The 25,012-nt window shown below is 68.7% G+C and carries 21 protein-coding genes; 14 read left to right on the plus strand and 7 right to left on the minus strand.

What is annotated here, in order from left to right:
- The first annotated feature begins 7 nt into the window (after positions 1–7).
- Entirely contained in the window at positions 8–880 is an 873-nt protein-coding gene (locus WBG06_RS18180; protein ID WP_336738349.1) for a branched-chain amino acid ABC transporter permease, read from the plus strand.
- Positions 877–1,893 carry a branched-chain amino acid ABC transporter permease gene (locus tag WBG06_RS18185; RefSeq protein WP_336738350.1) on the plus strand — a complete coding sequence of 339 codons (1,017 nt, stop codon included), beginning with the start codon at positions 877–879 and terminating at the stop codon, positions 1,891–1,893. The genes WBG06_RS18180 and WBG06_RS18185 overlap by 4 nt, the downstream gene beginning before the upstream one ends.
- On the opposite strand, the gene WBG06_RS18190 is transcribed toward WBG06_RS18185, so the two are convergent.
- Positions 1,890–3,785 (minus strand): helix-turn-helix domain-containing protein, encoded by a 1,896-nt coding sequence (locus WBG06_RS18190; protein ID WP_336738351.1) that lies wholly within the window; start codon positions 3,783–3,785, stop codon positions 1,890–1,892. The genes WBG06_RS18185 and WBG06_RS18190 overlap by 4 nt on opposite strands.
- A gap of 149 nt (positions 3,786–3,934) precedes the next feature.
- Here WBG06_RS18190 and WBG06_RS18195 point away from each other — a divergent pair, with 149 nt between their 5' ends.
- Positions 3,935–4,534 carry a DNA-3-methyladenine glycosylase gene (locus tag WBG06_RS18195; protein WP_336738352.1) on the plus strand — a complete coding sequence of 200 codons (600 nt, stop codon included), beginning with the start codon at positions 3,935–3,937 and terminating at the stop codon, positions 4,532–4,534.
- Between the two features lie 35 nt (positions 4,535–4,569).
- Here the strand turns inward: WBG06_RS18195 and WBG06_RS18200 are convergent, their stop codons facing one another.
- From WBG06_RS18200 to WBG06_RS18225, 6 genes are all read right to left on the minus strand, one after another.
- Positions 4,570–6,636: a thioredoxin domain-containing protein gene (locus WBG06_RS18200; protein WP_336738353.1), complete on the minus strand. Its 2,067-nt coding sequence runs from the start codon at positions 6,634–6,636 to the stop codon at positions 4,570–4,572.
- 42 nt (positions 6,637–6,678) lie between these two features.
- Positions 6,679–7,521 (minus strand): 3-hydroxybutyryl-CoA dehydrogenase, encoded by an 843-nt coding sequence (locus WBG06_RS18205; protein WP_336738544.1) that lies wholly within the window; start codon positions 7,519–7,521, stop codon positions 6,679–6,681.
- A 156-nt stretch (positions 7,522–7,677) separates the two neighbouring features.
- A complete protein-coding gene (locus WBG06_RS18210; protein WP_336738355.1) occupies positions 7,678–8,667 on the minus strand; it encodes a LysR family transcriptional regulator in 990 nt (329 codons plus the stop codon).
- Between the two features lie 48 nt (positions 8,668–8,715).
- On the minus strand, positions 8,716–9,909 hold the full coding sequence (locus WBG06_RS18215; protein ID WP_336738356.1) for an acyl-CoA dehydrogenase family protein: 1,194 nt from the start codon (positions 9,907–9,909) through the stop codon (positions 8,716–8,718).
- A 20-nt stretch (positions 9,910–9,929) separates the two neighbouring features.
- Positions 9,930–11,123 carry a CaiB/BaiF CoA transferase family protein gene (locus tag WBG06_RS18220; RefSeq protein ID WP_336738357.1) on the minus strand — a complete coding sequence of 398 codons (1,194 nt, stop codon included), beginning with the start codon at positions 11,121–11,123 and terminating at the stop codon, positions 9,930–9,932.
- Positions 11,120–12,514, minus strand: a complete 1,395-nt coding sequence (locus tag WBG06_RS18225) for an MFS transporter (protein ID WP_336738358.1) — start codon at positions 12,512–12,514, stop codon at positions 11,120–11,122. The genes WBG06_RS18220 and WBG06_RS18225 overlap by 4 nt, the downstream gene beginning before the upstream one ends.
- Positions 12,515–12,653: 139 nt before the next feature.
- Here WBG06_RS18225 and WBG06_RS18230 point away from each other — a divergent pair, with 139 nt between their 5' ends.
- The 11 genes from WBG06_RS18230 to WBG06_RS18280 all read left to right on the plus strand — a co-directional run bounded on the left by WBG06_RS18230 (position 12,654) and on the right by WBG06_RS18280 (position 24,998).
- A complete protein-coding gene (locus WBG06_RS18230; protein WP_336738359.1) occupies positions 12,654–13,679 on the plus strand; it encodes a LysR family transcriptional regulator in 1,026 nt (341 codons plus the stop codon).
- Between the two features lie 149 nt (positions 13,680–13,828).
- A complete protein-coding gene (locus WBG06_RS18235; protein ID WP_336738360.1) occupies positions 13,829–14,623 on the plus strand; it encodes an enoyl-CoA hydratase-related protein in 795 nt (264 codons plus the stop codon).
- A gap of 24 nt (positions 14,624–14,647) precedes the next feature.
- Complete coding sequence (locus WBG06_RS18240; protein WP_336738361.1) at positions 14,648–15,979, plus strand: MFS transporter; 1,332 nt, start codon at positions 14,648–14,650, stop codon at positions 15,977–15,979.
- Positions 15,976–17,163 carry a CaiB/BaiF CoA transferase family protein gene (locus tag WBG06_RS18245; RefSeq protein ID WP_336738362.1) on the plus strand — a complete coding sequence of 396 codons (1,188 nt, stop codon included), beginning with the start codon at positions 15,976–15,978 and terminating at the stop codon, positions 17,161–17,163. The genes WBG06_RS18240 and WBG06_RS18245 overlap by 4 nt, the downstream gene beginning before the upstream one ends.
- Before the next feature lie 73 nt (positions 17,164–17,236).
- A complete protein-coding gene (locus WBG06_RS18250; protein ID WP_336738363.1) occupies positions 17,237–18,385 on the plus strand; it encodes an acyl-CoA dehydrogenase family protein in 1,149 nt (382 codons plus the stop codon).
- A gap of 7 nt (positions 18,386–18,392) precedes the next feature.
- Positions 18,393–19,157 (plus strand): SDR family NAD(P)-dependent oxidoreductase, encoded by a 765-nt coding sequence (locus WBG06_RS18255; RefSeq protein WP_336738364.1) that lies wholly within the window; start codon positions 18,393–18,395, stop codon positions 19,155–19,157.
- Complete coding sequence (locus WBG06_RS18260; RefSeq protein WP_336738365.1) at positions 19,154–19,936, plus strand: crotonase/enoyl-CoA hydratase family protein; 783 nt, start codon at positions 19,154–19,156, stop codon at positions 19,934–19,936. The genes WBG06_RS18255 and WBG06_RS18260 overlap by 4 nt, the downstream gene beginning before the upstream one ends.
- A gap of 40 nt (positions 19,937–19,976) precedes the next feature.
- Positions 19,977–21,140, plus strand: a complete 1,164-nt coding sequence (locus WBG06_RS18265; protein WP_336738366.1) for a thiolase family protein — start codon at positions 19,977–19,979, stop codon at positions 21,138–21,140.
- Positions 21,137–22,096 carry an NAD(P)H-dependent flavin oxidoreductase gene (locus WBG06_RS18270; protein ID WP_336738367.1) on the plus strand — a complete coding sequence of 320 codons (960 nt, stop codon included), beginning with the start codon at positions 21,137–21,139 and terminating at the stop codon, positions 22,094–22,096. Before WBG06_RS18265 ends, WBG06_RS18270 begins: the two co-directional genes overlap by 4 nt.
- 5 nt (positions 22,097–22,101) lie before the next feature.
- Positions 22,102–23,775, plus strand: a complete 1,674-nt coding sequence (locus WBG06_RS18275) for an acyl-CoA dehydrogenase family protein (protein ID WP_336738369.1) — start codon at positions 22,102–22,104, stop codon at positions 23,773–23,775.
- Between the two features lie 404 nt (positions 23,776–24,179).
- Complete coding sequence (locus WBG06_RS18280; RefSeq protein ID WP_336738370.1) at positions 24,180–24,998, plus strand: substrate-binding periplasmic protein; 819 nt, start codon at positions 24,180–24,182, stop codon at positions 24,996–24,998.
- Positions 24,999–25,012 lie beyond the last annotated feature (14 nt).

Below are 25,012 nucleotides of genomic sequence, written 5' to 3' on the forward strand. Positions count from 1 at the left end.
GATTGGTATGAACGCGGTTCTGCAGTACACCGTGCAAGGGCTCGCGGCCGGCAGCTTCTACGCGCTGGCCGCGCTCGGCCTGGCGGTCATCTTCGGGGTGCTGGGCGTGGTCAACTTCGCCCACGGCGCCTTCTACATGCTGGGAGCGGTCGCCGCCGCGGTCCTTCTGGACACCCTCGGCCTGAGCCTGTGGGGCGCCCTGATCGTGGTGCCGCTGCTGATGCTGGTCTTCGGGATGCTTGTCGAGCGGCTGCTGGTGCAGTGGCTGCTGCCGCTCGACCCGCTCTACAACCTGCTGCTCACCTTCGGGCTGACCCTGCTGCTGGTCGACCTCGTCAAGCGCCGCTACGGCGTGAGCGGGCTGCCCTATGAACGTCCCGACGTGCTCACCGGGCGGGTCCAGCTGGGCGGCGTCGGGCTGCCGATCTACCAGCTGTTCGTGATCGGTGTCGCGCTGCTCGTCTGCCTGGGCGTCTGGCTGCTGATGACGCGTACGCGGGTGGGGATGATCGTCCGAGCCGCGACCGAGCGGCCGGAGCTCGCGGGTGCGCTCGGGATCAACGTCGGACGCTGGGTGACCCCGGTCTTCGGTTTCGGGGTCGCGCTGGCCGGGCTCGCCGGGGTGCTGGCCGCGCCGTTCCGGGCGATCACCGCCGAGATGGGCAGCGACTTCATCATCATCCTGTTCGCGGTCGTGGTGATCGGCGGGCTCGGCTCGATCGTGGGCGCCGTCGTCGGCGGGTTCCTGGTCGGGCTCGTGGAGGCGTTCGGACAGGCGTACGCACCGACGTTCGCGCAGGTGCTCATCTTCGTGCTGATGGCGGTGGTCGTCCTGGCCCGGCCGGCCGGGCTCTTCGGCCGAGAGGAGGCGACGGCATGACGAGCATCGCGACCGCCGGCGCAAGCGTCAGCGAACAGCACGCGGCGATCGCGGGAGGGCGACCGTGGCAGCGGTGGGTCCTGCTCGCGGTGGGGCTGACGGTGGCGCTGGCCCTCCCCTGGTTCGTCTATCCGCCGGTGGCGATGGACATCGCCGCCTGGGCGCTCTTCGCGGTGGCGCTCGACCTGCTGCTGGGCTACTGCGGGCTGCTCTCGTTCGGTCACGCCGCGTTCTGGGGCGGGTCGGCCTATGCCACCGGACTGATCGCGATCCACTTCGGCGTGCCGTTCCCGGTCGCTGTCCTCGGTGGTGCGCTCTTCGCGATGCTCCTCGCGGTGCCGATCGGCTATCTGTCGGTGAAGCGGTCGGGGATCTACTTCGCGATGGTGACCCTCGCCTTCGCGCAGATGCTCTTCTTCATCGCCAACCAGGCCTCGTCGCTCACCGGCGGCGAGAACGGGCTCCAGGGCGTGCCACGCTCGTTCTTCGGGATCGAGGCCGTGGAGACCGACGCGTTCTTCTTCTACTACGCGGCCCTGCCGATCATCCTGCTCGGGATGTGGGCGGCCTGGCGGATCGTCCACTCCCCCTTCGGGCGGGTGCTGGTCGCGATCCGCGACAACGCGCCCCGGGCCCGCGCCCTGGGCTACGACGTGGAGCGCTACAAGCTGATGGCCTTCGTGCTCTCGGCCGGGCTCTCGGGGCTGGCCGGCGGCGTCTTCGCCGTCTCGCACGGGTTCGTGGCGCTGCCCGAGCTGCACTGGGCCACCTCCGGTGAGGTCGTCCTGATGACGGTGCTGGGTGGCATCGGAACGCTGTGGGGCGGTGTCATCGGTGCCGCGCTGATCGTGATGCTCGCCGACTACCTCGCCTCCTCCGGGTTCGACGGCATCGGGATCGTCACCGGCGCGGTGTTCGTGACCGTGGTCCTGCTCTTCCGGCGCGGGATCTGGGGCACCGCCCGCCACCTGTACCTGAGGCGACGCTCCGCGTCGCGAGCGCGGCGTTCCTAGGCGACCAGCTGATGGAGCCGGAGCGCCAGCTGCACCTCGAGCTGGCGCTCCGGCTCCTGCCAGCCCTTGCCCAGCAGCCGGGTGACGCGCTCCAGACGCTGGGTGACGGTGTTGACGTGCACGTGCAGCGTTGCCGCGGTGCGGGTGAGGTTGCGGTCGGCGGCGAAGTAGGCCCGCAGGGTCTCCACCAGCTTCGACCCCTTCGCGGTGTCGTAGTCGATCACCGGGCCGAGCCGCGAGGTGACGTACGCCGCCGGATGGCCGTCGGAGCCGAGCAGCAGTCCCACGAAACCGAGGTCGTCGGCCGTGACCACCTGGCCCTCCCGGCCGAGGGTCATCGCCGCCGCCAGGCAGCGGCGGGCCTCGTCGTAGCCCTTCACCACGGCACCGGGACTGCTCAACGGTCCCGGCACCGGACCGGCGGCGCCGACCGTGACCGGCGCACCGGCTGAGAGCCGCAGCCCCTCGACGACCAGCTCGCCGGCGGCGCGGGCGTCGTAGTCGGGGAAGATCAGCACCACCTGCCCCCGCCGCACGGCCGCGAAGCCGTCGTGGGTCGCCGCGACGAACGTCGCCGCCTGACCGACCCGGGCGCGGTCGCCCGGGACGTCAGCCACCACCACGGCGTAGTCCCTGGACAGGTCGGCCTGCAGCAGTCGTCCGCGCTCGCGAAGCGTCTCCGGGTCGGGGGTGGTGCCCGAGAGGAGCTCGTCGAGGAGCTCGCCGCGCACCCGCCCTTCGGCCTCGGCGACGCTGCGGCGGAAGAGCAGCAGCAGCGCCGTCACCAACGCAGCGCGCTCCAGGATCCGCTGGTCACCGTCGTCCAGATCTCCGTTCTCGCGGTCGACCTCGCGCGGGCCCAGCAGCATCGAGCCGAGCTGTTCCGCTCCGGCGAGGACAGGGGTGGCGTAGATGTCACTGCTTCCGGCGGTGCGGCTCAGGTCGAGACTGCGCCGGGTCACGGCCGCCTCGTAGTCGGAGACGGGCTGGTCCGGGGCGCTGCTCGCGATCGGCTCACCGTCGAGGTCCAGGACGACGACCCGGGCGCCGAGGACCTCGGCGACGCTGCGTACGACATCATCGACGCCACCACCCTCGACGACGATCCGGGTGAGCCGGTCGTGGGCGTCGGCGGCCCGCTCGACCGCCTCGTTGCGCGCCTGCAGCTCGAGGGTGGTCACCTCGAGCTCCGCGACCGCCGCCCGGGTCTCCTCCAGGAGCCGGGCCTTGTCCACGGCGATGGCGGCGTGAGCCGCCAGGGAGACGAGCAGGGCGCTGGCCTCGACGCCGAAGGGGCCGACGGTGCGGTTGGCCGCGAAGAGGACGCCGATGACCTGGGTGCCGAGCAGGAGCGGGACACCGATGATCGCCCGGATGCCCTCCCCGCTGACCGCGCCGTCGATGTCGGGGGCATGCCGGAACCGCTCGTCACAGATGTAGTCCGCGGTCGAGTAGGGCTTCATCGTCTGGGCGACGAGACCACCGAGCCCGATGCCGTACGGGATCCTGGTCGACCGGAACGCCGCGGTCCGGATCCCCTCGGTCACCCGCATGTACTCGCCCCGACGCTCGTCGTTGAGCGTCAGATAGGCGACGTCGGTGTTGAGCAGCTGCTTGGCCCGGGTCACGATCGCCTGCAGCACCGCCTCGAGGTTGGTCAGCATCGCCAGGTCGTTGGCGGACTCGAACAGCGCCCCCAGCTCCCCCTCGCGCCGACGGCGTGCCTCGAGCGTGGCTCTGACCTGCAGCGCGAGGCGCTTGGCGTAGTCGATCCGCTCCAGCTCCTCGCTCGTCGCGCCCGCGGCCCGCGCGGCCTGCGACGGCCCGTCGAAGTCGGCCTCCGCGGCATCCCCGGCCAGCAGCTCCAGGAACGCGACCACATCGACCGTCATGTGACCGAAGTTACACTTCTCCGCGCTGGCCGACATATGGCCTCACCACACAGTTGCCCAGGATCAGGTAGGCGCTCGAGCCACATCCGCGGGTCGGCATGTCGATCTAGAGTCGGACCGAGCAGTGCAGGCTGTCGAACGGAGCGAGAATGCCGCCAGAGCGCACGGGCGTCGAGGGTTTCGACTGGCTCGACGCTCCGACCGAGCTCGCCGCCCGCCGGCTGCTCGGCTGCGAGCTCGAGCACGACCTCGGCCGCGAGGTGCTGCGGGTGCGGATCGTGGAGACCGAGGCGTACGACCAGGACGACGAGGCCAGCCACGCCTTCCGCGGGCCGACAGCCCGGAACGCGACCATGTTCGGCGCCGCCGGCCACCTCTACGTCTATCGGATCCACGGTCACCACTGCTGCAACGTGGTCACCGGACGGGCCGGGTACGGGCAGGGTGCCCTGGTGCGGGCGGCCGAGCCGATCCTCGGGGAGCCGGTCATGAGCAGTCGGCGGGGCCGGGGCGGCTACGAGCTGACCAACGGGCCCGGCAAGGTGTGCCAGGCCCTGGGCATCACCTCGGAGCTCGACGGGCACGACCTCGCCCACCCGCCGCTGCGGCTGGTCCGGCGGCCGCCTCTGCCCGACGACGAGATCGTTGTCTCGACCAGGATCGGCATCTCCCGAGCCGTCGACGCACCTCGCCGGTTCCATGTCCTCGGCAACCCCTATGTATCCAAGGGTCGACAGTCGCGAGGGTGACCGCGGCTGTCACGAGGCGGGCGCACGACCCGGCGTCACACGGTCAGCGACTCCGGATCCGTCACCGGCCGCTCGCAGACGAAACCCCGACAGACGTACGCCGCCGCCTTCCCGTCCACCGGGGTCCGGCTGCTCAGCAGCGGGATGTCGTCGCGGGCCTCGTCGGAGACCACCACGATCGCGCCCGGCTTGCGCCGTGCGGCCAGCTCGAGGGCGTCGCGGTCGGGTCCCGGCGGGCCGACGACAGCGATCTCGAGCGGGCCGTCCTGCATGGTCGCTGCCGCCGCCAGCGACCAGCCGGCGAAGCGCGGTGCCGTGGCCATCAGAGTGCTCGTCGCTCCGAGCGCCTCCTCGGCGGCCGTACGGTAGCGGCCTTCTCCGGTGAGCGCATGGGCGGTGACGAGCGCGTGGACCATCGCGCTGGTGCCACCCGGGCTGGCGTTGTCGGAGGCGTCCCGCGGCCGGGTGACCAGCGCCTCCGCGTCGTCGGCGGTGTCGTAGAAGCCGCCGTCCTCAGCACGGAAGTGGGTCAGCGCGGTCTCGAGCAGGCTCGTCGCGCGGTCGAGCCAGGTGGCATCGCCGGTCGCCTGGGTCAGGCTCAGGAATCCCGATGCGACGCAGCCGTAGTCCTCCAGCACGCCTGCGTGCACGCCGGCCACGCCGTCGCGGCTGACGCGGAGGAGGCGGGCGTGGTGGATGTTCGTCAAGGTATGCAGACCAACCGTCGCTTCCCTCGTGGAGTTCCGCGCGGGAAGCGACGGTTCGGCTGCATACCTGGACGAACGGACATGCACCCGCCACAGCAGCTCCGCAGCGGAGAGCGCGGCATCGACGTACCGTCGCTCACCCAACAGCAACCCCGCATCGACCAGCCCGCTGATCGCCAGCCCGTTCCAGGCCGCGACGACCTTGTCGTCGCGCGCCGGGCGCACCCGTGTCTCGCGCGCGGCCAGGAGCCGGGCCTTGACCGACTCGAGTCGTTCGGCGTCCTCAGGCCGGTGGCGCAGCTGCAGGGTCGAGGCGCCCTCCTCGAACGTCCCCGCCTCGGTCACCTCGAAGACCTCCGCTGCCCACGCGCTGTCGTCGGCGCCGAGGACCTCGACGAGCTCGGCGGGGGTCCAGACGTAGAACTTGCCCTCGACGCCCTCGCTGTCCGCGTCGAGCGCCGAGGCGAACCCGTCCTCGGCAGTGCCGAGCTCGCGGATCATCCAGTCGGCGCTCTCGCGTGCGACCCGGTCGCCGAGCTCGGTCCCGAGGCGGGCGTAGAGCCCGATCAGCTGGGCGTTGTCGTAGAGCATCTTCTCGAAGTGCGGCACCACCCAGCCGCGGTCGACGGCGTAGCGCGCGAACCCGCCCCCGATCTGGTCGTAGATGCCACCGCCGGCCATCGCGGCCACGCTCCGCGAGAGCATGTGCGAGACCCGGGAGTCCGCCCCCGGCGACCCGGCCACCCGCCGCAGGAACTCCAGCACCATCGACGGCGGGAACTTCGGGGCTCCCCCGAACCCGCCCGCCATCGGGTCGAACTCCCCCGCCAGCTTCTCGACCGCAGCGTCGACGTCGACCTGCCAGTCGCCCGCGGTGCCGGTCGCGCCGGAGAGGGAGGCGAGATGCTGACGTACGTTGTCCGCCACCGCCCCGATCTCCGAGCGCCGCTGCGTCCACGCCTCCGAGAGCGCCTGCAGCACCTGCGTGAACGCCGGCTGCCCGTGACGCGGCATGTCCGGGAAGTAGGTGCCGCCGAAGAACGGGTTGCCGTCGTGATCGAGCACCACCGTCATCGGCCATCCGCCCGACCCGGTCATCGCCGTCGTCGCCGCCATGTAGACCGCGTCGACGTCCGGCCGCTCCTCCCGGTCGACCTTGATGTTGACGAAGTGCTCGTTCATGTACGCCGCCGTCGCCTCGTCCTCGAACGACTCGTGCGCCATCACGTGGCACCAGTGGCACGCGGCGTACCCGACCGACAACAGCACGGGTACGTCCCGCCGCCGCGCCTCGTCGAACGCGTCGGCTCCCCACTCCCACCAGTCCACGGGATTGTGTGCGTGTTGTAGGAGGTACGGGCTCGTCGCGCCTGCCAGGCGATTGGTCGATTCCATCACCCCTAGGGTGACACGCAGCGCGAATCGCGGCTCGGCTGCTCAGTATGTGTAGAACCCACGACCGGTCTTGCGACCGAGGAGACCAGCATCCACCATCCGGGCGAGCAACGGTGGCGGCGCATAGAGGGGCTCTTTGAACTCCGCGTAGAGCGACTCGGCGACCGCCTTGGTCGTGTCCAGACCGATCAGGTCGGCCAGCGCCAGCGGACCCTGCGGGTGCGCCGCGCCGCGTACCAGACCTTCGTCGATGTCTTCGGCGGTGGCGAACCCGGATTCCAGCATCCTGATGGCCGAGAGCACGAACGGGATGAGCAGCGCGTTGACGACGAACCCGGCTCGGTCCTGGCAGTCGATCGCGCGCTTGCCGAGGTCGTCCTGCACGAAAGCCCGGGCACGCTCGACGGTTTTGTCGCTGGTCAGCAGGCTGGGCACCAGCTCGACAAGAGCGAGCACCGGCACCGGGTTGAAGAAGTGCACGCCGACCACCTGGCTGGGGCGGTCGGTTGCGACGGCCAGCTTCATGATCGGGATCGAGGACGTATTCGACGCGAGGACGGCGTCCGGATCCAGCACCACCTTGTCGAGGCGACCAAACAGCTCCACCTTCGCACCCTCGTCTTCTGCGATCGCCTCGACGACGATGTCTCGATCGACCAGCGCGTCCAGGTCGGTCTCGACCCTGATCCGTTCCAGGACCTGGGCTGCACCGGTGATCTTCCCCCTGTGCTCCGCCCGCTCCAGCGACGTCTCGAGCCGCGCTCGCCCGGCGGCGGCCGCCCTGGCGCTGGACTCGATCACCACGACGTCCTTGCCTGCACGGGCTGACACCTCTGCGATGCCGGCACCCATGAGTCCGCAGCCGACCACGCCGACCAGTTCCATGCCTGTCACGTCTCTCCTTGGATCGTGTTCATGACTTCACCTACGCACCCGGGACGGCGCCCCAGGATGGGGGCCAGCGCGTTGCCTGTCGCGTTCGACGGCAGCGGCTGTCCCAGACGCATCGCCCGCTCGGCCCTCACCCGGCGCCGTACGTTGTCAGTCGCTGCTGCCACCCGCCGACTTCCTCTTTCGCAGCTCGTCGTCGGCCAGCAGTGACGCCTCCAACAACGATTTCCCGGCGCGCTCGTGGGCGGCGATGCGGGAGTTCCAGCTCGTCAGGTCGGCGTGACTTTGAACGATGAAGCTCTTCGCCGCGGGGTTGAGCGCGCCCGGGCGATGGACGATTCCGAACGGAGTACGGATGTCCGGCCGAGTCTCCGCCACCGTCGCCCCCAGGCGGTGGGCCGCCGTGGCCATCCGCAACGGAAGGAAAGCGCTGGCCGCGCCGTTCAGGACGAGCGTCAGCTGAGCATGGCGGTTGGGGACCTGCGCGGCGATCCGGGGCGAGACCGACTCGCGGCGCAGGACTGTCGCGACGATGTCGTTCTCGCGCGAGGCCGCACTGCTCACCGCGAGCGGAACTCCTTGGAGATCGGAGACCGCGATCGGGCCAGCACCACCTCTCGAGTCAGGAGGCTGCACGAGCAGGAGTCGTTGGACGCCGAGCTCGACCCGCTCGAGGTTCTCAGTCGGGATCGGGAAGGTCGTGAAACCGAGCTCGCAGTGACCGGTCAGCACCTCGTCACACAGCTCGGCGGCGCTGCCGAACTCGAACAGATCGATCCGGATCTCGGGATGCAGCTTGGTGAAAGAACCGCTCCAGGCTGCGACGGCTTCGCTCGACATCTCCGGCATCGTGCCGATCGTGATCGACCCGACGTGCAGATCCCGGGCCTCCCGCATGATGTCCTGCGCTGCCAACAGGCCTGCCAGCACGCTGCGCGCCGGTTCGACGAGTAGCTGGCCGGCGGAGTTGAGAACCAGGTTGCGGCCGGTCCGGTGGAACAGGGTCAGCTTGAGCTCTCGCTCGAGCTGGCGGATGCTCTGCGAGATCGTCGCCTGAGCGACGTTCAGGTGGTGTGCCGCCCGGTTGACCCCGTCGCAGTCGACCACCGCGAGAAAGTACTCGAGCTGACGGATCTCCATGCGGGCCATCCTCTCGCCCGTCCCGGGTTGCGCCAACAACATCGACATTCAGACGCGGTAGGTGTTCGGGAGGGTGCCGTCGGCTGCGACCTGCTTGATCAGGGCGCGCCCGAGATTCCGTTCGTGGACGGGTGAAGAGCCCTCGTAGATGCGCAGGGCGCGTACGTCGCGCCACATCCGGGGCACCGGGTGCGGGCCGACGATGCCTTCGCCACCGAGCAGCTGGACACAGCGGTCCGCCACCCGGCCGACCATCTCCGAGCTGAACAGCTTGGCGGCGGCGATCCGGTGTCGGGGGATCGTCCCCTCGTCGAAGGCGCGTGCGCACTCGATGGTGAGCGATCGCCCCGCCTCCAGCTCGGCGAAGCTCCCTCCGAGCGTTGCTTGCACGGCGCCGAGCTCAGCGATGGCGGCGCCGAACTGCTTGCGCCCGTTCACGTGTTCCGTGGTCTCCTCGAGGATGCGGGTGCCTTGCCCGATGCACGTGGCGGCCACGTGGAGACGAGCGTGGTTGATCCCCCGCAGCGCCATGGTGAGACCGGTGCCCTCGACGCCGCCGAGCAGGTTCGCTACGGGCACCTCGACGTCGTTGAGGTGGATCTCCCCGACCGGGCCCTCCGCGTGGCCGTTCATGATCGTCGGAAGCGCGGTGCGCACACCCGTCGAGTCGGCGTCGACGATGAACGCCGAGATGCCGTCGGCGCCCGGCTTGGACTGGTCGGTGCGGGCGAAGACGACGAAGACGTCGGCCCAGGCAGCATTGGTGATGTAGCGCTTGCTTCCATTCAGAACGTACGTGTCACCGCTTCGCACAGCCGTGGTCATGAGGCTGCCGGCGTCGGACCCCGCTTCCTCCTCGGTGAGGGCAAACGCGGTGACCAGCTCACCTGCGGCCATCGCCGGGAGGAGCCGCTGACGCTGTTCTTCGGTGCCATGGTCGAGGATCGCCTGCGAGCACAAGCCGATCACCGTCGAGAAACGCGAACGGTATACGCACGAGGCACGCGTGAACTCGAAGGTGAGGCGGACCTGCTGCTCCATGGTCCACTCGAGACCGCCGTAGGCGCGCGGGATCGTGATGGCGAACAGGCCGATCTCGGCCATCCGGGCGACGATGCGAGGTGGCACGGCACCCGCCTCGACCATCTCGTTCTCGGCCGGGATGAGCTCGTTCTGGGTGAAGTCGGCGATCACCTTGAGGTAGGTGTCGAAGTCGTGGCGGAAGATGTCGGGGTCGATCATGTCGTGGTCCTTACGAGTTGTCAGTCAGTGGCGACGACGACGCGGGAGGCGACCAGGTCGTCGATCTCTGCGAAGCTGAAGCCGAGCTCGGCCAGCAAGGAAAAGGTGTGCTGACCGAGCTTCGGCGCGCTCACCGAGGTCGTACGGCGACGCCCGTCGAGCGTGAACGGGAGACCCGGGCTGGTGAAGGACGAGCCGTCCGGCCCCGCGACGTCGACGAGCACTCCGGAGGCGACGACGTCCTTGTCCTCAACCATCTCGTCGAAGGAACGCACGGCGCCGGCGACGATCCCGGCCTCGAGCAGCTGCTCGACGGCCTCTTCGCGGGTGCTGTCGACGAAGGCCTCGTTGATCGCTGCGACCATCGCAGGGCGGTTGGCAACCCGGGCCGGGTTGTCCACGAATCGAGGGTCCTCGATCATGTCTGGTCGCCCGATGAGGGTGCACAGCGCCGCCCACTTCTGTGGGGTGTAGGCCGAGATGACGATCGTCCCGTCGGACGTTTCGAACGTATCCGCGGCAGGAGCGGCGTACGGCTGGCCGTTGCCCTTGCGTCTCGGAGCCATCCCGGTCACGGTGAACTCACCCCAAGCGGCAGCCTGCACGGAAAGGGCTGACTCCATCAGTGAGGTCTCGACGTGGGTCCCCCGGCCGGTCGACGTGCGGGTGTACAGCGCGGCGAGGATTCCCGCGACAAGGGCGTTGGCCGCCGCGGTGTCGACAGCATGGAAGCCGACACGTTGCGGCTCGCCCTCGGCGACGCCGGTCGTGTGCATCATCCCGAACTCGGCCTGCGCAGCGATGTCGAGACCCGGACGCGACTTCGAAGGACCGCGCGTACCGAAACCCGTGATGCTCCCGTAGATCAGGCCTGGGTAGCGCTCCATCAGCTCTTCGGCCCCGAGCCCGAGACGTTCGGCCGAGCCGACACGGAAGTTCTGGATGAGCACATCCGCGTCCTCGAGCAGCCGATGCATGATGGCGTTACCCGTCTCGTGCGACAGGTCGAGGGCCATGCTCCGCTTGTCCCGGTTGAACGCGCGCATCATCGAGTCGCCGAAAGCACCGATTCCCCGGGTCTGGTCGCCCGCCAGGCTCTCGATCTTGATCACGTCCGCACCCAGGTCGGACAGCGACTGAGCCGCACTGGGTCCGGCGATGTACTGGCCGAGGTCGAGGACCCGAATGCCCGTCAGGGGTCCCGCGGCGGTCATCGGCCCGCTCCCGCGGCGTACTGCTTCGTCAGCGCCTCGAGCCTGGCACGCGCCCGCTCGGGATCGAGCATCAGGCCGCCGATGACACCGAGGACGCAGACCGTGATTCCGACGTAGAGGAAGCCGGTCGCATAACCCTCGGCAGGCGTCGCCGCATGGTCGACGATGACGCCCAAGACGTACGGCGCGACGATCCCGGCGACGCTGTAGGCGGCGATGATGCAGCCGAAGAAGGCGACCCGCTGGTGCGCGGGGAGGAAGTCGGAGGCGCCCGCGAAGGCCACCGAGAAGGCGACGCTGTTGACGGCGAAGCCACAGACCACAAGGAGCAGCTGCAGCGGACCCGGGTCGAGACGCGTGAACATGATCATCGACAGGCCGCCGAACAGCAGGAACGCGGTGGTCAGGTAGCCGCGAGCCACGCGCGACGAGTGACCCCGGCGCAGGAGCCGCCCGGAGATCATGCCGGCCGAGAGCAGGACGACGACCGCGACGGCGTAGGGCAGCGTCACCAGGGTGCCGACGGAGCTGGCGGAGTAGCCGAGGCCTTCTCGCAGGTAGGCGGGTAGCCAAGCGACCTTGAGCGAGGAGATCAGGTAGCCGGCGAAGGACAGCATCACCAGTCCCCAGAAGCTGCGGAGCATCAGCAGCCGGTAGAAGGGGACGGTGATGTGACCGTTCGGGTCGACATCGGTCTTGGCCCCGACGAGCGACGACACGCTCTTTCGGAACGGCAGGCGCTCGGAGAACCAGAACCAACCCACCAACCACATCAGGCCGACGGCGACGAGCACGATGAACGCGGCGTGCCAGTGCCAGGTCAGGATCACCCAGGTGAGAGTGGGAGCGGCGATCAGCGGACCGATCGATGATCCGGCGTTGACGATCGCGCCGGCGAATGCGCGACGCTCGGGTGCGAAGCGGTCGGCGACGATGGACTGACACAGCGCATGTGCCGGCCCCTCGAAGAAGCCGAGCGCGATGCGGGAAGCGACCAGCACACCGAACGAGGTCTGCACCATCAGCGGCGCCATGCACAGGACCCACGAGAGCATCAGCAGCCCGGCGCCCCAGGTGTAGGAGATCTTGCGCAGCGCGGCGGACAGGACGACCGCGCCGATCGCGAACATCCAGAAGAACGCGCTGGAGAGCAGACCGTACTGGCTGGCCGAGAGGCCGAGGTCCTCGCGGATCTGGACGCTCGCCAACCCGACGGCCGCCTTGTCAGCGAAGTTCAGCGTGAAGAAGAGGAACAGGAACAGGACGATTCCCCAGGCTCGCTTGTCGAGCGAGGACTTGGATCCTGAAACGGCTGGGGCTGGTTGGGTTGTCGTCATGATGACCTTCTCGATGAGTGAGTTGGCGATGCTCACGATGTGGGTGATCGACATCACAGAAGCACTCCTCACCTTGAGGGCGGCGAGATGGCCGATCAACGGGCGATTCGATGTCGGTCCGTTCGGTTTCCCCTATATCCGCAGGTCAGAGATGCGACCAGCCACCTTGCAGTCTGTCATCTAGGCTGAGGCCATGGATCCCCGCCAGCTGGAATACTTCCTGGCGGTGGTCGAGCATGGCGGGATCAACCGGGCGGCCACCGCGCTCCGCGTCGCGCAGCCATCCATCTCCCAGTCACTCCGCAGGCTGGAGAGAGATGTCCAGGCCACGTTGTTTCACCGCGTGGGTCGAGGCGTTGTCCTCTCCGCAGCCGGAGAGGCACTGATCGGTCCTGCGCGCCAGGTGCTACGGGACCTGGACCTGGCGCGTGAGGCCGTCTCCGCGGTGAACCACCTGCAAGGTGGTCGCATCGACATCGCCGCACTGTCCGACACCTCGACCGATCCCCTCTCGGTGTGGGTAGCCCAGTTCCGGGTGAAGTATCCACTGGTCCACGTCCGCGTCGAAGAGCGAGACCGGCTCGGGGAGGTCATCGACATGGTCAAGGACGGCGCCTGCGAGCTCGGCATCACGGTGCTTCCGGTGCCCGCAAACGACCTCGCTCACCACTTCCTCGTCGACCAGCACTTTGTGGCGGTCTTCCCACCAGGCACACCCACCGATCTGCCGGACATCGTCGAGGTGAGCTCGCTCGACGGTGTCCCCTTCGTGATGGGCGAACGCAACACGGCCAGCCGCGACAGCGTCGAGTCGATGTTGCGCGCCGGCGGGGTCGAGCCCCTCGTGGCGGTCGAAGTGCCGCAGCGCGGCGCTGTCGTGCCGATGGTGCTCTCCGGCGCCGGCGCAGCGATCCTTCCACAGCGCATCGCCCTCGAAGCACGCCAGCGAGGGGCCGTCGTGCGTGATCTGAGTCCACACGTGGCCCGGTCCGTCGGCGCGATCCATCGCCCGGATCGCCTCACGCCTGCAGCTGCGATATTTCTCGAATACACGAAGACGCAGCTGGCGTCGTGGGAGCGCGCCGTTCGTCGGCGTATGGACGCAGGACTCTCGCGAGTCGAGGCAGCCGCCGAGGTGGTCGCCGCGATCGAACGCAGACAACGAGAGAGATTCGAAGAGATCGGGCCGATCTACCCCCGCTCCCCTGCGGGCGAATAAGCAGCCACTCGTCTGGGAAGCGCCCAGGTCTGGCCCAATTGATAGGTCCTGGCTATATGCGCTAATCGCTTTTGGTCTTGGACGCTGTCAGTACTCCTCCCGTTTCATGTGACGTAGTCCACAACGACACGGCCACCAGGGAGCGACTCATGGCAGCACAGGTCACCTGCTCGATCACCGGATCGATCGCGAACATCACCTTGCGAAACGATGAGCGGCGCAACGCGTTGTCCGTGCACCTGCTCGGAGAGCTGAACGACACCCTCGCCCGGATCGAGGCTCACCCCGATGTACATGTCGTCGTTCTCACTGGCTCAGGACGCGCCTTCTGCGTTGGCGCCGACCTCGGTGCGGCGCCTGAGGCGCGCTCCTTGCGGCGCGACTCCGTCGAAGCCGACACAGCACGGCTACGCGATGCGGCCCGCATAGTCCAACGGCTGTATGAGATGCCGCAGATCACCGTCGCTGCGATCAACGGCGCATGTGCCGGGGCCGGACTTTCCCTCGCGCTGGCCGCCGACCTGAGGGTCGCAACGCGCAGCGCGGTCTTCAACACGGCGTTCCTGACCGCCGGGCTCTCCGGCGACCTCGGCGGCATCTGGTTCCTCACCAAGATTCTCGGGGGTGCCAAGGCCCGCGAGCTCTTCCTCCTTCCCGGAAAGTTCGACGCCACCCGCGCCCTTCAGCTCGGGCTGGTCACCTCGATCAGCGACGACGAGGGGTTCGAACAGCTCACTCATGACGTCGCATCTCGACTCGCGGCAGCCGCCCCCCGCGCTGCCCGAGCGATGAAGCAGAACCTCCTGGACGCCGCCCACCTGCCGCTTTCCGTCTACCTCGGGCCGGAGACCGAGCGGATGGTCCGCTCCTTCCATACCGACGACGCCGTCGAGGCCGCGTCGGCCTTCCTCCAGCGTCGCGAGCCTGTCTTCGCTGGCCGCTGAGTCCCATCGACACCGGAGAGACCCATGACAATGCCCACCACCGAGCGGCCTGACGAGCGCCTCACCGCTCCCGGCCAGACCGCGTTCAGGCGACGTGCCTGGACGATCACGATCCTGCTTCTCGTCTTCATGCTCCTGAACTTCGCCGACAAGGCGGTGGTCGGATTCGCCGGCGTCCAGATCATGGATGACCTCGACATCTCCGCCAGCAAGTTCGGCCTGCTCCAGAGCGCCTTCTTCTGGCTCTTCGCCGTCGGTGCCATCACCATCGGCGCGCTGACCTCATGGATCGACGCACGCTGGCTGGTGACAGGCCTGATGCTGATCTGGGTGCTCACCATGGCGCCGCTGATGTGGCCGCTCGGCTTCACCGCCGTGCTGGTGTGCCGGATCGCACTCGGATTCGCCGAAGGCCCGGCGTACGCCTTGTGCACCCACATCGTGCATTCGTGGTTCCCACCTGAGAAGCGCGGCCTGCCCGCCGGCGTGATCACCGCCGGTGCCTCTATCGGCCCGCTGATCGCCGCGCCCCTGCTGACCTGGGTCATCGTCACCTGGTCCTGGCACGCGGCCTTCGGGGTGCTGACGGTTGCCGGCCTGCTGTGGCTGGCCGCGTGGCTGATCCTCGGCCGGTCCGCCCCGCCGGAGGGAAGCGTGCTCGCCACCAGCGTCGTCGTCGACCCTGACACCGTCCCTGTCGAGGCGCCGCTGCGGGTCATCCTCACCACCGGCACCGTCATCGGCACCGCACTGCTGACCTTCTTCGCGTACTGGTCCACGACGCTGAAGGTGGCGTGGCTTCCACTCTTCCTCAGTCAGGGTCTCGGCTATGACGCCGTCACCAGCAGCCGGCTGATCACCTTCCCGTACGCAGTAGCGGCCGTCGCAGCCGTCGGCGCCGGCCTCGCCTCGAACCGACTCACCGCGCGGGGCGTCAGCCGACGCATCACCCGCGGATACTTCGCCGGCGGGCTCGTCGTGCTCGCTGGACTCTCCATGTATCTGTTCACCGTCATCGACCGCGGCGCCCTGCAGATGGTGTTCATCACCCTCGCCTTCTCGATGAACTCCGCGGCGTACGCCGTCGCCTTTGTCGCCATCGGCGACGTCGTGCACCCGAAGCGCCGCGGCACCGTGCTCGGTTGCCTGGTCGCGTTCTACAGCATGGCGGGGGTGCTCGCGCCACTGTTGCTCGGCTACCTGGTGGACGCGGCCCCCGACGCGATCACCGGTTACAACAACGGCTTCGCCGTCACTGGCCTCATGATGGCTGTCGGCGGAGTTCTGTCCCTTCTCCTGGTGCGTCCCGAGCGCGACCTCGTGCGCATCCGCGAACGAGTCGGGGTCGCCCGATGAGCGCCCCGCTGGACGGCGTCCGCGTCGTCGACTTCGGACAGTTCATCGCCGCGCCGGCCGCGACGCAGGTGCTGGCCGACCTCGGGGCCGATGTGATCAAGGTCGAGCCGATCGCCGGCGAGGCGGCCCGCATCATCGGGGTGTACGGAGAAGCGATCCTACGCACCTACAACCGGGGTAAGCGGGCGATCGCACTCGATCTCAAGGACCCGCGTGGGCGGGCAGTGGCCGAACGGCTGATCGCCGGGGCGGACATCGTCGTGCAGAACCTGCGTCCCGGCGTGATGGAGAGCTTCGGCCTCGACGCCGCAAGCGTCCGCGCCAAGCACCCCGGCATCGTCTACGCCACTGTCAGCGGATTCGGCCTGCACGGACCGTCGCGAAACCGGCCGGGGCTCGACATCGCGGCCCAGGCCGAGAGCGGCATCATGTGGGTGACCGGCGAGGCCGACGGCGAGCCCCAGCGAGTCGGCTTCCCCGTGGTCGACGCTGCGGCCGCCCACGTCTTCGCCCAAGCCGTGCTCGGGGCCTTTGTACGCAAGGTGCGATTCGGGCTCGGCGACGAGGTCGAGGTGTCGCTGCTCGAGGTCGCCGTACAGCTGCAGGGGCCGAACTGGGGCGAGTTCCTGCTCACCGGCAAGAGTCCGAAGCGTCGTGGCAACGGGCAGCCGACCATCGCACCCGCGGCCGACGTGATGCCCACCCTCGACGGTGCCATCGTGGTGTCGGCGTACTCGCCGCAGCACTTCGCCCGGCTGTGCACCTTGATCGGGCGCGACGACCTGCCCGGCGACCCGCGGTTCGCCACGAACGAGGACCGCGTAGCCAATCGGACCCCGCTGCTCGTCGAGCTGCGTGCCGCGTTCGCCCCGCTGACCAGTGACGCCGCGATGGAGCTGCTGACCGGCAACGGCGTCGTAGCGGGCCGGATCAGCGGGTACGACGAGGTGTTCAAGAACCCTGACATCGAGGCCGCCGAGCTGTTCATCGAGGCCACCCAGCCCGACGGTTCCACGTACCCGACCATGCGCTCGCCCTGGCACCTGGAGTCAGCAGGAACCGGACCCCGCACCGCCGCCCCACGCCTGGGCCAGCACACCGCCGAGGTGCTCGGCGCCCACGGCTACGACCCGGCTGAGATCGCGGACCTGGCTGCTGCACGGGTCATCGGCCTCGGCGACTGACCCGAAGACCGTCCTCCCGGCCGGACCCATCGTCGTGCCCGGCCGCCCATCATCACCACGACTGGAGAGAACCATGCACAGAGACATCTACGACGACGACCACGACGCTTTCCGCGAGACCGTACGGCAGCTGATCGACAAGGAGATCGTGCCCCACCTCCCCGTCTGGGAGGAGGCAGGCATCGTCCCTCGCGAGCTCTTCCGCAAGACCGCCGAGATCGGCATCAACGGGCTCCAGATCCCCGAACGCTTCGGCGGCGGTGGCGTGGACAGCTTCCGTTTCAACGCGGTCGTCCTCGAGGAGAACGGCTTCGCCGCCGCGAGCCTCGGCGGACTTCAGGTCCACCTGAGCACGGTGCTCCCCTACTTCCTCGAGCTCGCCAACGAGGAGCAGCAGCAGCGCTGGTTCCCCGGCTTCGCCGACGGCACCCTGGTCAGCTCGATCGCGATGACCGAGCCCGGCACCGGTTCCGACCTGGCCGGCATCGCCACGACCGCCCGGCGTGACGGTGACGAATACATCCTCAACGGCGCCAAGACTTTCATCACCGGCGGCATCAATGCCGACCTCATCGTAGTGGTGGCACGCACCTCCAACGATGAGAGCAACCGGCGCAAGGGCCTGTCCCTCTTGGTCGTCGAGTCCGGCATGCCGGGCTTCACACGTGGCCGCAACCTCGACAAGATGGGGCTCAAGGCGCAGGACACCGCCGAGCTGTCGTTCGACGATGTCCGGGTCCCGGTCGCCAATCTCCTCGGCACCGAAGGCGAGGCGTTCGCGGCGCTCACCTCCAACCTGCCTCAAGAGCGGCTCACCATCGCGGTGACTGCCTACGCGACGGCGACAGCCGCGCTCAACCTCGCCATCGACTACGTCAAGGAGCGCAAGGCATTCGGCCACCGCGTCGCCGATTTCCAGAACACCAAGTTCGTGCTCGCCGAGTGCGCCACCGAGATCGAGGCCGCACAGGCGATGGTCGACCGCGCCATCGCCGCCCTCGACGCCGGTCGGCTGACCCCTGCCGACGCTGCCAAGACCAAGCTGTTCTGCACCGAGGTCCAGTCGCGGGTCATCGACAAGTGCCTCCAGCTGCACGGCGGCTACGGCTACATGCGCGAATACCCGATCGCACGCCTCTACACCGATGCTCGCGTCAGCCGGATCTTCGGTGGCACCAGCGAGGTCATGAAGAGCGTCGTCTCCAAGTCGCTGGGGTTGTGAGGCCGCCATGGACATCAACGGGATCAACACGGTCGTCACCGGTGCGGCCTCGGGCCTGGGACGAGCCACCGCCGAACGGCTGGCCGCCGGCGGAGCATCCGTCACCCTGGTAGACCTGCCTTCCTCGGACGGCAAGGCGGTCGCGGCAGACCTGGGAGGCGGCTCCAGGTTCGTGGCAGCGGACGTGATCGACGGCGATCAGGTCGCGGCAGCGTTCGCGACCGCCGAGAAGCAGGGTCCGGTGCGCGCTGTCGTGCACTGCGCCGGTCGAGGTCGTCCGATGCGGCTTCTCGACAAGTCCGGAGAGGCCGTCGACCTGGAGCCGTTCGCGTCGGTGATCGAGCTCAACGTGGTCGGATCGTTCAACGTCCTGCGGTACGCAGCACAGTCGATGGCGCGAAACGAGCCGCTCGACGGCGACCGTGGCGTCTGTGTCCTGACCGCATCCGTCGCAGCGTTCGAAGGCCAGATCGGCCAGATCAACTACTCCGCCGCCAAGGCCGCGGTGATCGGCATGACCCTCCCTGCGGCGCGTGACCTGGCCAGCATCGGCGTCCGGGTGTGCACGATCGCTCCCGGCACGTTCGACACTCCTCTGCTGGCCCGGGCCAGGGACGACGTCCGCGAGTCGCTCGCGGCGGCTGTGCCGCACCCTCGTCGACTCGGCGATCCCACCGAGTTCGCCGCCTTGGCCGCCCACATCGTCGAGAACGGCATGCTCAACGGCGAGACGATCAGGCTCGACGGCGCGATCCGGATGGCACCCCGGTGACGTCGTCGGCAGGCGTCGCCGCACCGGTGCTGGTCGAACGACACGGCGCCGTGCTCGTGATCACCCTCGACCGCCCCGAGGCTCGCAACGCCATCGACCTGCGCACTGCGGAGGCGATCGGCGCGGCGATCGACACCCTCGAGTCCGATCCGTCCCTGGCGGCCGGTGTGATCGCGGCGAACGGCAGCGCGTTCTGCGCCGGTATGGACCTCAAGGCCCATTTGCGCGGCGAGCGACCGCGTACGGAGGAGCGTGGCTTCGCCGGCATGGTCGAGGCACCGCCCCTCAAGCCGCTGATCGCGGCGGTCGAGGGTCCGGCCCTCGGCGGCGGCTTCGAGATCGTGCTGGCCTGCGATCTCGTGGTCGCCTCGGCTTCCGCCTCTTTCGGCTTACCCGAGGTGAAGCGCGGCCTGGTGGCCGCGGCCGGCGGCCTGACCCGCCTCCCGAAGGCGCTGCCACGTGCGGTCGCCCTCGAGATGATCCTCACCGGCGACGCGGTCTCCGCCTCAGTGCTATCCGGGTTCGGGTTGATCAATCGAGTGGTAGATCCGGGCACAGCGCTCGCGACGGCGATCGACCTGGCCCTGCGCATCGCGGAGAACGGACCGCTCGCCGTCCGCACCAGCAAGCGCATCGTCGTCGAGTCGTCGGACTGGCCTGCCGACCAAGAGTTCCTGCGACTACGCGAAGCAGCGGCCGAGGTGTTCGCCTCGGCCGATGCCCGTGAAGGCGCCCGCGCCTTCGCCGAGCGCCGACGACCGGCCTGGTCCGGCAGCTGACCCAGACCTCATCACCTCCCCACCACAGAAGGACTTCCACATGCGTGACGCAGTCATCGTCGAAGCAGTTCGCACACCCATCGGGCGTCGCAAGGGCGCGCTCGCCGAGACTCACCCCGTCGACCTCTCAGCAGTGGTTCTGCAGGCCCTCGCCGAGCGTTCCGGCATCGACCTCTCCCTCGTCGACGACGTCATGTGGGGCTGCGTCGGCCAGGTCGGCGAGCAATCAGCCAATATCGGGCGCAACGCCGTGCTCGCCGCGGGCTGGCCCGAGCACATTCCCGGAACCACCATCGACCGTCAGTGCGGCTCGAGTCAGCAGGCGCTCCACTTCGCGGCCGCGACGGTGATCTCAGGACAGGCCGACGTCGTCGTTGCCGGTGGCGTCGAGTCGATGACCCGCGTACCGATGGGCTCGGCCAGGAACGCAGGTCCCGGTCAACCCTTCGGACCCCGCATGCGCACCCGCTACGACGACTTCGCGTTCAACCAGGGCACCGGTGCCGAGATCCTCGCCCGCCGCCACAACCTCAGCCGTGAGCAGCTGGACGCCTACAGCTTGGAGTCGCACCGCCGCGCCGCCCAAGCGATCGACGACGGTCGCTTCGTCAAGCAGATCGCCCCGGTGGAGCTGCCCGACGGCTCCACCTTCTCCGAGGACGAAGGGGTACGTCGCGAGTCGACGCTCGAGTCCCTGGCAGGCCTGAAGCCTGCGTTCGAGGAAGACGGCCGGATCACCGCGGGCAACGCATCGCAGATCTCCGATGGCGCCGCTGCCCTGCTGGTCATGACGAGCGACCAGGCACGCTCGCTCGGCCTGGCTCCGATTGCGCGCGTGCACACGGCCACCGTGGTCGGCGACGACCCGATCACCATGCTGGGCGGACCTATCCCGGCAACCGCGAAGGCCCTGAATCTGGCGGGCCTGACACTCGCCGACATCGGCGCCTTCGAGGTGAACGAGGCGTTCGCCAGCGTCGTCGGCGCCTGGCTGGATGCGACCGGTGCCCCTGCCGAGCTGGTCAACCCCCTCGGTGGAGCGATCGCTCTCGGCCACCCGCTCGGCGGCTCCGGCGCCCGGATCACCACCACTCTGGTTCACCACCTACGCGACGAGGGCCTGCGCTACGGCCTCCAGACCATGTGCGAGGCGGGCGGCATGGCCAACGCGACGATCTTCGAGAACCTGGCGGTCGCGTCATGAGCCTTCCCTCGATCCTTCGCGACCGGCTGCGGCTGCCCGTGGTCGCCTCACCGATGTTCACCGTCTCCGGGCCGGATCTCGTGATCGCCCAGTGCACCTCGGGCGTGGTCGGGTCGTTCCCCTCCCTCAACGCGCGCCCCCAGGGACTGCTCGACGACTGGCTGACGACCATCTCCGACGCGCTGGCCAAGCACGACGCCAACCATCCCGAAGCACCGTCAGCGCCCTACGCCGTGAACCTGATCGTGCATCGGACGAACGCGCGTCTGGACGCCGACCTCGAGACCGTCATCCGGCACGAGGTGCCGATCGTCATCACGTCGCTGGGCGCTCGCGCCGAGGTCAACGACGCGGTTCACGCGTACGGGGGGATCGTGCTGCACGACGTGGTCCACGACGGATTCGCACGCAAGGCCATCGAGAAGGGCGCCGACGGTCTGATCGCCGTCGCTGCCGGCGCCGGCGGGCACGGCGGCTCCCAGTCGCCGTTCGCGCTGGTGCAGGAGATCCGCACCTGGTTCGACGGGCCGGTGGTGCTCTCCGGCGCCATCGCCCACGGTCGATCAGTGTTGGCCGCGCAGGCCGCCGGAGCCGATCTCGCGTACGTGGGCTCGGCGTTCATCGCCACCCACGAGGCGCTCGCAGACGACCGCTACAAGCGGATGGTCGTGGACTCCGCGGCCACCGACATCGTGTACTCCGACCTGTTCACGGGCGTTCCCGGCAACTATCTGCGCGGCAGCATCGAGGCCTCCGGCCTCGACCCGGACCGTCTCTCCGAGCAGGACCGCGCCGTCATGAGCTGGGCCGACGGGACCAGCAAGGTCAAGGCGTGGAGCCAGGTCTGGGGCTCGGGGCAGGGCATCGGCGTGGTCGACGCGGTGCTCCCGGCGGCCGACCTGGTCGACCGGCTGGCCGACGAGTACCACAGCGCCCGCGCACGGCTGATCGGATGAAGGCGATGACGACAGAGACCATTGAGGAGACCACCGTGTACCGCGGCAACGAGGTGCTCAACCAGACCCCAGAGCTGATCGACTACGACGTATCCGACGACCCAGCCCTCCGCGAGGGACTGGTCAGAGAAGGTGCCGGGTGGGCGCTCGAAGATCTGGCCGAGGTCGGTCGTGCGGCGGGCAGTCGTCAGGTGCAGGAGTGGGGACGCCTGGCGAACGAGCAGGAGCCGGTCCTGCAGCGCTACGACGCCGTCGGCCACCGCCGCGACGACGTGGAGTTCCACCCGGCGTACCACTCGCTGATGGCCAAGGCATTCGAGTTCGGCCTCAACGCCGCACCCTGGTTCGACGACCGTCCGGGCGCCCATACGGCCCGCACCGCAAAGGCCTTCGCATGGGGTCAGGCCGAGTCCGGCCACATGTGCCCGATCGGCATGGCGTACGCCGCGGTGCCGACCCTGCGCCACGCACCCGAACTGGCCGATGCCTACGGGCGCCGACTGGCAAGCGCCGAGTACGACCCGGAGCTACGGCCCATGGACGACAAGCCCGGGTTGGTCCTGGGAACGTCGATGACCGAGCGCCAGGGCGGCTCCGACGCCCGGGCGAACATCTCCCGCGCGGTCGAGCGCCCGGACGGGACCTACGACGTCGTGGGTCACAAGTGGTTCACCTCGGCCCCGATGAGCGACGGGTTCTTGACCCTCGTCCAGACAGAGCCTGGACTCACCTGCCTCCTGCTTCCCCGGGTGCTGCCCGACGGCACGCGCAACCCGATCCGCCTCGAGCGCCTCAAGGACAAGCTCGGCAACCGATCGAACGCCTCGGCCGAGATCGAGTACCACGGCGCCACCGGGTGGCGCGTCGGCGAAGAAGGCCGGGGCGTGCGCACGATCATCGAGATGGTCAACTTCACCCGCCTCAACTGCGTCGTGCTCAGTTCTGCGTTCATGCGCAAGGGACTCGTGCGCGCCGTGCACCACTCCAGGCACCGCCGCGCATTCGGCAACCTGCTCATCGACCAGCCCCTGATGCGCAACGTACTGGCCGACCTGACCCTCGAGTCGGAGGCCGCCGTGGCTGCCTTGATGAGGCTCGGCGGCGCGACCGATCGAGCGGAGGACTCCGAGTCAGAGGCCGGTGTTCGCCGCCTCGGCCTTGCCGTCACGAAGTACTGGGTGTGCAAGCGCGCCCAGGCCGTCGTGGGCGAGGCACTGGAATGCCTGGGAGGCAACGGCTACATCGAGAACTCGGGGATGCCGAGGCTCTACCGTGAAGCACCGCTGCAGTCTGTCTGGGAAGGTTCCGGAAACGTAGCTGCCCTTGATGTCCTCCGCGTGATCCGGCGCCAGCCCGAGACGGTCGAGTTCTTCTTCGACGAGCTGCGATTGGCATCGGGAGCGGACCGGCGTCTGGATGCCGCCGTTGCGAGTCTCGAAGAAGATCTGTCCGCCGATCGGACCGACACCGACCTGGAGTTCGAGGCGCGTGGCCTCGTCGAGCGGCTGGCCTTGGTGTTCCAGGCCAGCCTGCTCGTCCGGCACAGCTCGCCAGCGGTCGCCGACGCCTTCGTCGCGTCACGACTGGGCGGGAGCTGGGGGATTGCCTTCGGCACGCTGCCGCGGGGCGTAGACACCCCTGGAATCCTCGCGAGAGTGCCGGTCGGCATGATCGGCTGAAGCTCTCCTGCCGTCGCACTCCACAGGTGCGTCGGGCGATGCTGGTCCCCGGCTCGAGCCTTGGCACCTCCGGTGGACCAGCATCCGCACATCTCGTGATTGGGCGTCGGGTTCTCCCGCCTTACACCGCTCGCCGACCGACGATGAATCCGGCGTTCATCACGCGTTTGCACCCTGTTGGTCGAGCCGAGTTCCACCTGTCGGACGAGCCAGGTGATCTGCCTCACTGTTCACGGTCAGCCTTCGGCGTCGACCGCGGCCATGACCACAGACCCCTGGACGACGAGCAGTGGATCCCTGTTGGATTTGGCAACGAATCAGCCACATTGTGCTCGGCACGTTCGGTCCTCGGGTGTCGATCACGCCGAGCTGGTCCCACTGCCCCCAGCAACAGGACCCCCCACATGAACAAGATCAAGTTCGTCGTCATCGGCGGCGCGCTGGCCCTTCTCGGCGCCATCGTTCTCAGCGGACAGCTCTCGGACCCCGAGCCGGCTGCCACCGACAAGGCGAGCGCTACGGTCGGCGGCGACACGCTTCGGGTCGGCGTCGAGAGCACCGAGCCGGTCTTCTACACCCGCGGTGGCACGGCCAAGGGCTTCGACTACGAGATGGCGCGCGGCGTCGCCGAAGGCATGGGCCTCGAGCCCGAGTTCGTGCCGATGGAGTTCGACGAGCTCTTCCCGGCCCTGCGAGCCGGAAAGATCGACATGATCGGCGCCCAGGTCACGAGCACGTCAGAGCTCGAGCGCGAGTTCGACTTCAGCACGCCCTACTTCTCGACGTACGTCGCCTTCCTCACCCCCGAGGGATCGACCATCCAGACACGCAGAGACGTCAACGGGAAGAGGGTCGCGGTCGTCGACGGCGCGATCCAGGAGTCCTACCTCAAGGAGAAGTACCACAACGTCGAGATCGTCAAGGCGCCGAACGTCGGCGCTGCCGTCAACCTGATCGAGAACGGCGCGGCCGACGCGTTCTTCCACGGAGCCCCCTACGCCCAGTCGATCATCAAGAGCGCACCCACACCTCTGGAAGAGCCGATCGTCTACCAGGTCAAGGACGCCCCGATCGGGTTCGTGGTCCGATCCGGCGACCAGCGCAAGGCGCAGATGGACGAGGCTCTGAGGGACATGATCCTCAGCGGCCAGTGGTTGAGGATCAAGACCGACTACTTCGAGGCTGACCCGCTCGACGACGTGTTCCGCGAAAAGGGGTCCTGACCCGGAGCGCTGCT

Origin of the sequence: Nocardioides sp. CCNWLW239, assembly GCF_037137035.1 — a bacterium.
Lineage (GTDB): Bacteria > Actinomycetota > Actinomycetes > Propionibacteriales > Nocardioidaceae > Nocardioides.